This window comes from Cytophagia bacterium CHB2, from assembly GCA_030263535.1.
Classification (GTDB): Bacteria; Zhuqueibacterota; Zhuqueibacteria; order Zhuqueibacterales; family Zhuqueibacteraceae; genus Coneutiohabitans.
The window spans coordinates 1-7,046 of record SZPB01000341.1; the positions used below are offsets into that span (position 1 = coordinate 1).

Here is a 7,046-nt window from a genome sequence, read left to right on the forward strand (position 1 = left end):
TTGCCGGCTCGGAACATACACTGCCCTGCGACATGGTCGTTGCTGCGCTCGGACAGGATCCGCTGTATGATCTTTACAAGACCATTCCCAATCTGGCTGTGCAAGGTAAGAAAGTCGTGATCGATGCAAACACGGGCGCGACTTCCGTACAAGGCCTGTTCGCCGGCGGTGATTGCGTCAACGGCGGCGGCGAAGTCGTCGATGCGGTGGAGATGGGGAAGGTGGCGGCGCGGGGGATCAAAAACTATCTGTTTGAATCATAATTCTCAGGATTATGTGATGATCACGAAAGTTACCCTAAGAAATTTCAAGAGTATAAAGGATCAATCCTACGAATTTTCACATTTTGATCTTCTCGTAGGTCGTAACAATAGCGGTAAGAGTACTGTCCTTCAAGCTTTAGCAATTTGGCAGTTTTGTATTGATTCATTTTCACGTACTAAGCGAAGCGGCAGCACCGGCATGCAAGTAGTATTGCCAAATTTTACGGCACTACCTGTACCAGAATTCAACTTGCTTTGGACGGAAAGAACTGAACGCCGTTATCCTGAGACTAATGGCAAGAAAAGGCAGGAATTTATTTTGATCGAGATCGAAGTTACATGGCAAACGGCCACAAGAGAGGAATTAACTTTTTCAATTAAATTACGCTATAATTCGCCTCAAGCTATTTATGCAATTCCTTCCGAAGGGTGGGGACGTTTTCGTGAATTAGCTGGAGACGTTAAGAAGAGCAAACCATCTTTGCTTCCAACAATTGTATATGTACCTCCTTTTTCCGGCTTGGAGGATGTGGAAGAATGGAGAGATGATGGCCCAATGCGTCAGCAAGTTGGAAAAGCCCAACCTGGAAGAGTACTAAGAAATTTGCTGCTGAGAGTCTGGGAAAAATATCCTGACGATTGGAGCGAGATTCAGACGATCGTGAAAAGATGGTTTTCAGTAGATTTACAGCAGCCAAAGTATGAACATGGTGTTGACACAAAAATAATATGTGATTATAAACAGGAAGATAGATCATATGATATCATCTCTGGCGGAAGTGGTTTCCATCAAACTCTAACTTTGCTGGCATTTCTATTCGGATATAAACCCACGACCATCTTACTGGATGAACCGGACGCACATCTTCATGTGAATTTGCAGAGGGAAATTTTGGATTATTTCCAGTATTTCAAAAACAAATCTTCCGAACGCAATACTCAATTCTTGATTGCTACGCATGCGGAGGAGTTTATTCGAGGTGTAGATGTGAGTCAGATATACTCGTTTCTGTATCAAGATAAAACTCCACGACGAGTTCAGTCCACTCCTGAAATAATCACTGCCATGGCCGACGTGGCGAATATTGAAATAGCTCAATTAAGGGATTTTCCGACTGTCCTTTATGTAGAAGGTGAAACAGACGAGCGTCTGCTTCGAGCCTGGGCACCCGTCTTGAGCCAAGAGGAGACTTTACGTAGGGTTTGCTTCCATTTTTTACGAGGCGGCTCCAAACAGGACATGAGGGATTATGCTGACCGCCATTTTTCTGGGGTAAAACAGATTATTCCGCAAGTGATAAGAATAATCTTGTTCGATTTCGACGACGCTGAAAATGCTTTTCATCCTACAGTTGATAATGACGTATTATACGAATGGCAACGTAAGAACATTGAAAACTACTTATTAATTCCGGATCTATGGATTCGAGCAGCTTTGCATCTTACGAATTTGACTGCGGGTGACGATCTCTTTGCGCAACCTATAAAGAATTTGATTGTTCAGTTTTTTTCTGACGAGAATTTGACTTTGCCTCCAGGCAAGACATGGAAAAATTTGACGGCAAATATTTTTTCGGTAGTTGACGGAAAAAAGCTCCTATTTGAGAATAAAAACTCACTTTTTCAACGCTTGAGAAATCTTGATCCTCGTCTGGAATTAAAACGTGAGATTCTTGGAAGTATGATGAAACCAGACGAAGTTCATGAAGATATTCATCGTTTTTTTGACAAGCTTGAGCAACAAGTACGACGGCTATCACAAAGAATAGCAATGCTTAAGTAAATTTTACCGAGGTGCCACCATGCCCGATTTGTCCATAACTTTCTGCGGTATCAAATCGCCCAATCCCTTCTGGCTCGCGTCCGCGCCGCCGACGAACAGCGGTTATCAAGTTGCGCGCGCGTTTGATGCAGGTTGGGGCGGCGCTGTTTGGAAAACCATTGGCGAGACCATCGTCAATGTGAGCAGCCGTTATTCCGCGGTGCATTATGCCAATCAAAAAGTGATGGGCTTGAACAACATCGAGCTTATCACTGACCGCTCGCTCGAGGAAAATCTCCGCGAAATTCGCGACATTAAAAAACGTTATCCCAACAACGCGCTCATCGTCTCGCTCATGGTCGAATCAAAACGCGAGGCGTGGCACGAAGTAGTCAAACGCACGGAAGACACCGGCTGCGATGGTCTCGAGCTCAACTTTGGCTGCCCGCACGGCATGAGCGAGCGCGGCATGGGCTCTGCGGTTGGACAAGTTCCCGACTATGCCTGCCAAATCACCGAATGGGTGAAGGAGGTGGCGACCACGCCGGTGATGATCAAACTCACGCCGAACATAACGGATATTCGTTACATCGCGCGCGCGGCGGTGCGCGGCGGCGCAGATGCCTTGTCGATGATCAACACCATCAACTCGATTACGAGCATCGATCTCGACACGTTTGTGCCGCGGCCGGCAGTACGCAATCTCACCTCGCATGGCGGCTATTGCGGCCCAGCGGTGAAGCCCATTGCGCTCAATATGGTGCATTCCGTCGCTGCGGACGCAGAAATGCCGCGGCGCGTGCCGATCAGCGGCATTGGCGGCATTCAGAGTTGGAGCGATGCCACGGAGTTCATGTTGCTGGGCGCGACGAGCGTGCAAGTCTGCACCGCGGTAATGCATTACGGCTTTCGCATCGTGGAAGGCATGATCGAGGGCATGGAAAATTGGATGCGCGAAAAGGGTTTTGCAAAGACGACGGACTTCATCGGCAAGTCTCTCCATCACGTCGCGGATTGGGGCGATCTCGATCTCAACTATGCGATCAAGGCCAACATCAATCAGGAAACGTGCATTCATTGCGGCTTGTGCTACATCGCCTGCGAAGACGGCTGCCACCAGAGCATTCGCATGACGCAGCAAAACGGCTCGAATCACTACGAAGTGATTGAAGAAAAGTGCGTTGGCTGCAACATGTGCAGCATTGTTTGTCCGGTGGAAGGTTGCATCACGATGATCGATCAAACCAACGGCAAGCCGGAGATGTCGTGGAAGCAGTATCAAAAACTCTTAGCGGAAGGCAAGATCGCGCCGATTCAGCCGCCTGTGCATGTGTGAGAGTGAGTGAAGATAGATGATCGTGGATAGTAGATCGAAGATCGAAAATCCCCGCTGCGGCAGCAAAAATATTGGAGTGCAAAACGCAATGAGCAGGGCACGTATTCAAATGACGTTGGAAGTTTTTGAGAGCAGTTGCAAGCCGTTGTTTGCCGTATTGGAAAATATTCCGGTTGAGCAACTGAATTGGAAAGCTGGCCCGGAGTCGCGCAGCATTGGCGAGATTTGCCGGCATCTGGTGCGGGTGGATGCGTGGTTCTTGAAACGCCTCGGCATCACGCCGGTCGTGAGTGACGCAAAATCCGGCACGCGTGAAGAGTTGGCGGAGAACATGCAAAGGATTCAGCAGCAAGTCAAAGAAGTGGTAACTGCATGCGCGAGCGACGAGGAGTTGCACCTCGAACGCACGTCACTCGATGGCAAGGACAAAGAAAAACTCGGTGTGGCAGTGATTCACATGGCGCAGCATTATCTTTATCATCTCGCGCAGATTATTTATCTCCGTCGCGCGCAAGATCGCGAATGGCCCTCGCCGCACAACAACTGGGATGCCGCGACGCACGTTATCGGCGATTATTTGCTTGGCATAAAAAACTGAATGAGGTAATACTATGGCATTGCCAAATGTACAATCGTTGCCGCGGCGACGTTCTTATCGGAAGGAGCATCTTCCAGAATCGGATGGGAGGCCTTTGGCTGAAACTGACGTTCATATCAATCTTTTGACTGCTTTGCGACATGCGCTGAAGCAGTATTTCCGCGAGCGCCACGATGTTTATGTCAGCGGGAATATTTTTCTCTATTATCGCGATGAACAAGGCCACCGTAAAAACGTGTCGCCGGATATTCTTGTTGTTTTCGGCATCGAGAAAAAAGAGCGCCGCCTCTACAAACTGGAAGACGAAGGCAAGGCGCCGGACGTTGTGATCGAGTTGATCTCTGCCGAAACGAAAGCAAAAGACCTCGGCGAGAAGCGTTACATCTATGCCACGCTGGGCGTAAAAGAATACTACCTCTTCGATCCTTTGCATGAAACCTTGCAGCCCGCGTTGCGCGGCTATCAGCTCGTTGAAGGCGAGTATGCGCCGATGACGGGAACAAATTTGTTGAGCCCGGCTTTGGGGCTGGAGTTGCGCGAAGAAGGCGGCACGCTTCGCCTCTATGATTCCGAAACCGGTACGCGTTTGCTCACGCCGGAGGAGGCTGAAGCAGCGCGCAATGAGGCCGAAGCTAAAGCTGCTCGCGAGTCAGCGCAACGCGAAGCGGCGGAGGCAGAGGTCGCCCGCTTGCGGGAAGAATTGGCCAAGCTGCGCGGATAGAACTCTGCTCAGGATTCCCGCCGCACAGCTTTGGGCGTCCCCTCCGGATCATGCACGGAAAAGTTTTTATTGCGTGCTTTGAATCTTGCGTTGGCGCTTGCAGTCTTATTCCAAATTTGATTCCCCAAAACATCTGAACTTGAAAACCGGAGGTGTCCCGTGCCCCGCATCGTTCGTGGCGGTTTGATTCAAGCCTCACTTGCTGCACCAATTGATTCTCCTCTCGACAAGATCAAGAAAGCTATGATTGACAAGCACGTCACGCTCATCGAACAAGCTGCGAGCAAAGGCGTGCAAGTGCTCTGTTTGCAGGAAATTTTTTACGGCCCGTATTTTTGCGCCGAAGAACAAACCAAGTGGTACGAGACGGCAGAACGCATTCCCGAGGGGCCGACGATCAAACTCATGCAAGAGTTGGCGAAGAAGCATCAAATGGTGATCGTCGTGCCGATTTACGAAGAAGAAATGACGGGCGTGTTCTACAACACGGCCGCGGTGATCGACGAGCGCGGCAATTATCTCGGCAAGTACCGCAAACACCACATTCCGCATTGCCACCCGGGTTTTTGGGAGAAATTTTATTTCAAGCCCGGCAATCTCGGCTACCCGGTTTTTCAAACCACGTTCGGACGCATCGGCGTTTATATTTGCTACGATCGCCATTTTCCTGAAGGCGCGCGCGCGCTTGGCCTCAACGGCGCGGAGATCGTTTTCAATCCTTCGGCAACGGTTGCGGGACTTTCTGAATATTTGTGGAAGCTCGAACAGCCCGCGCATGCGGTCGCGAATCAATATTTCGTGGGCGCGATCAATCGTGTGGGGGTGGAGAAACCGTGGTGCATCGGGGAGTTTTATGGGCAGAGTTACTTCTGCGATCCGCGCGGACAGATTCTCGTGCAAGGCAGCCGCGATCAGGACGAAGTTGTGGTGGCCGATCTCGATCTCGACAAAATTCGTGAAGTCCGCAACGTGTGGCAGTTCTTCCGTGATCGCAGGCCGGAGAGCTACGGTGCGTTGTTGGAATAGACGAGGTTATGCGGTTGTAATTGAAATGCGGTTAAATGTGCTGGCCGAGTTTTGACGTCTTATCTGATTTTTGACAATTTCAAAAACAAAAGCCCTGGGCGTCAGAGAATTGACGCGCAGGGCTTTTTGTTTTTGCCGTTTTACGTTTTGGCCAAGCGAAGCAACCGAAAGCGCTTACACTTAAAACGTATACGTCAACCGGCTCAAAATCAAACGGCCAAGCACGGGCGCGCCGATGAACTCTTTGTGCTCCTTGTCGAGAATATTTTGAACATTCACCGACCAGCGCGTGCCGGCTGCAAACGGCAGATCATAGCCGAAGTTGAAGTCAAACACAGAATAGGTTTGCACTTCACCGACGAATGCGCCGGAATCCATGGGGAAGCCTTCGACGTAGCGGCCGCGCAATTCCACGTCATAACCACGTTTGGGCGCGCGATATTGAATCGACAACGCCGCTTTGTTGCCTGGCGCATTGAGCGCGATGTCGGCAACGCCGTCGAGGTTGCGATAAACCACGCGATTGGGCTTTTTGAAAAGGTTAAACCCATTCTTCGTCACGAACGAATAGTTGCCGGCAAACACCCACTTCGGCGAGGCATAGTAAGTCAAATTCATATCCATGCCGTTAAGGCTGATGTCGCCGAAGTTGCGATAGGTCAGAATGATCGCGGTAGGATCATAGGCCTCTTGCGGCGTCACGGTGCCGTAGGGAAGCTGAGCCGCGCCGCTGGCGAAAATAGTGGCCAATTCGTCCACCGGTGTGCCGTTGCCATTACCGCCGTACGGAAGCGCGGGGCTGTCCAGTGCGAGCAGAATGGCGGCAAGCTGGGCATTGTTGGGATTGCTCAATGCCACGCCAAATTGTTGACCCAAACTTGCGCCCAACGTCGCGGGATCAAGAAAGACGTTGGGCGTTTCGTTCTTCAGCGGGCCGACGAAATCTTTGATGCGCGTATGATAAACATCAAAGCCTACCACCAGCTTCTCATTGATAATGCCTTTGTAGCCCAACTCAAAGGATTGCGTCGTCGTCTCTTTGATCTGGCTGATGTTAACCACATTTTGTACCACGGTGGATTGCCGCGTGGTTGGATTGATGGTTCGCATGATATTCTGTGCATTCACCTGCGCCGGCACGATACCAACGAACTGCTGTGTCAGGGCTTGAATCGCCGAGGCTGGCACACCCTGCGACGCGAGTAATTGCTGAAATTGTGGTACGAGCTGGCTCAGCACGGTGTTTTTGCCCACCGTCCACATGACGTTGGTGAAGGCCGGATCATTCAAGTTGATATAACTGTAGTTTGGCAAATTTTCATGTTCTTTTTCAAAAATTG

The 7,046-nt window shown here is 50.2% G+C and carries 7 protein-coding genes; 6 read left to right on the plus strand and 1 reads right to left on the minus strand.

Annotated elements, in window-relative coordinates; translation table 11 throughout:
- The 6 genes from FBQ85_24025 to FBQ85_24050 all read left to right on the plus strand — a co-directional run.
- Nucleotides 1–263, plus strand: a 263-nt coding sequence (locus tag FBQ85_24025) for a hypothetical protein (GenBank protein MDL1878201.1), incomplete at its 5' end; no start/stop codon positions are given.
- A gap of 16 nt (nt 264–279) precedes the next feature.
- Nucleotides 280–2,046 carry a chromosome segregation protein SMC gene (locus FBQ85_24030; GenBank protein MDL1878202.1) on the plus strand — a complete coding sequence of 589 codons (1,767 nt, stop codon included), beginning with the start codon at nt 280–282 and terminating at the stop codon, nt 2,044–2,046.
- A gap of 19 nt (nt 2,047–2,065) precedes the next feature.
- A complete protein-coding gene (gene preA, locus FBQ85_24035; GenBank protein MDL1878203.1) occupies nt 2,066–3,361 on the plus strand; it encodes an NAD-dependent dihydropyrimidine dehydrogenase subunit PreA in 1,296 nt (431 codons plus the stop codon).
- A gap of 16 nt (nt 3,362–3,377) precedes the next feature.
- A complete protein-coding gene (locus tag FBQ85_24040) occupies nt 3,378–3,959 on the plus strand; it encodes a DinB family protein (protein MDL1878204.1) in 582 nt (193 codons plus the stop codon).
- Nucleotides 3,960–3,972: 13 nt separating this feature from the next.
- Complete coding sequence (locus tag FBQ85_24045; protein MDL1878205.1) at nt 3,973–4,680, plus strand: Uma2 family endonuclease; 708 nt, start codon at nt 3,973–3,975, stop codon at nt 4,678–4,680.
- A 159-nt stretch (nt 4,681–4,839) separates the two neighbouring features.
- Complete coding sequence (locus FBQ85_24050) at nt 4,840–5,706, plus strand: acyltransferase (GenBank protein MDL1878206.1); 867 nt, start codon at nt 4,840–4,842, stop codon at nt 5,704–5,706.
- 180 nt (nt 5,707–5,886) lie between these two features.
- Here FBQ85_24050 and FBQ85_24055 read toward each other — a convergent pair whose 3' ends face one another.
- Nucleotides 5,887–7,020, minus strand: coding sequence for a TonB-dependent receptor (locus FBQ85_24055; protein MDL1878207.1), 1,134 nt, complete (start codon nt 7,018–7,020; stop codon nt 5,887–5,889).
- Nucleotides 7,021–7,046: the final 26 nt, after the last annotated feature.

What these genes read in the sequence shown, in the direction of transcription:
- FBQ85_24030 (MDL1878202.1), top strand. Translation starts at nt 280, where the DNA reads ATGATCACGAAAGTTACCCTAAGAAATTTCAAGAGTATAAAGGATCAA.
- preA (MDL1878203.1), top strand. Translation starts at nt 2,066, where the DNA reads ATGCCCGATTTGTCCATAACTTTCTGCGGTATCAAATCGCCCAATCCC.
- FBQ85_24040 (MDL1878204.1), top strand. Translation starts at nt 3,378, where the DNA reads ATGATCGTGGATAGTAGATCGAAGATCGAAAATCCCCGCTGCGGCAGC.
- FBQ85_24045 (MDL1878205.1), top strand. Translation starts at nt 3,973, where the DNA reads ATGGCATTGCCAAATGTACAATCGTTGCCGCGGCGACGTTCTTATCGG.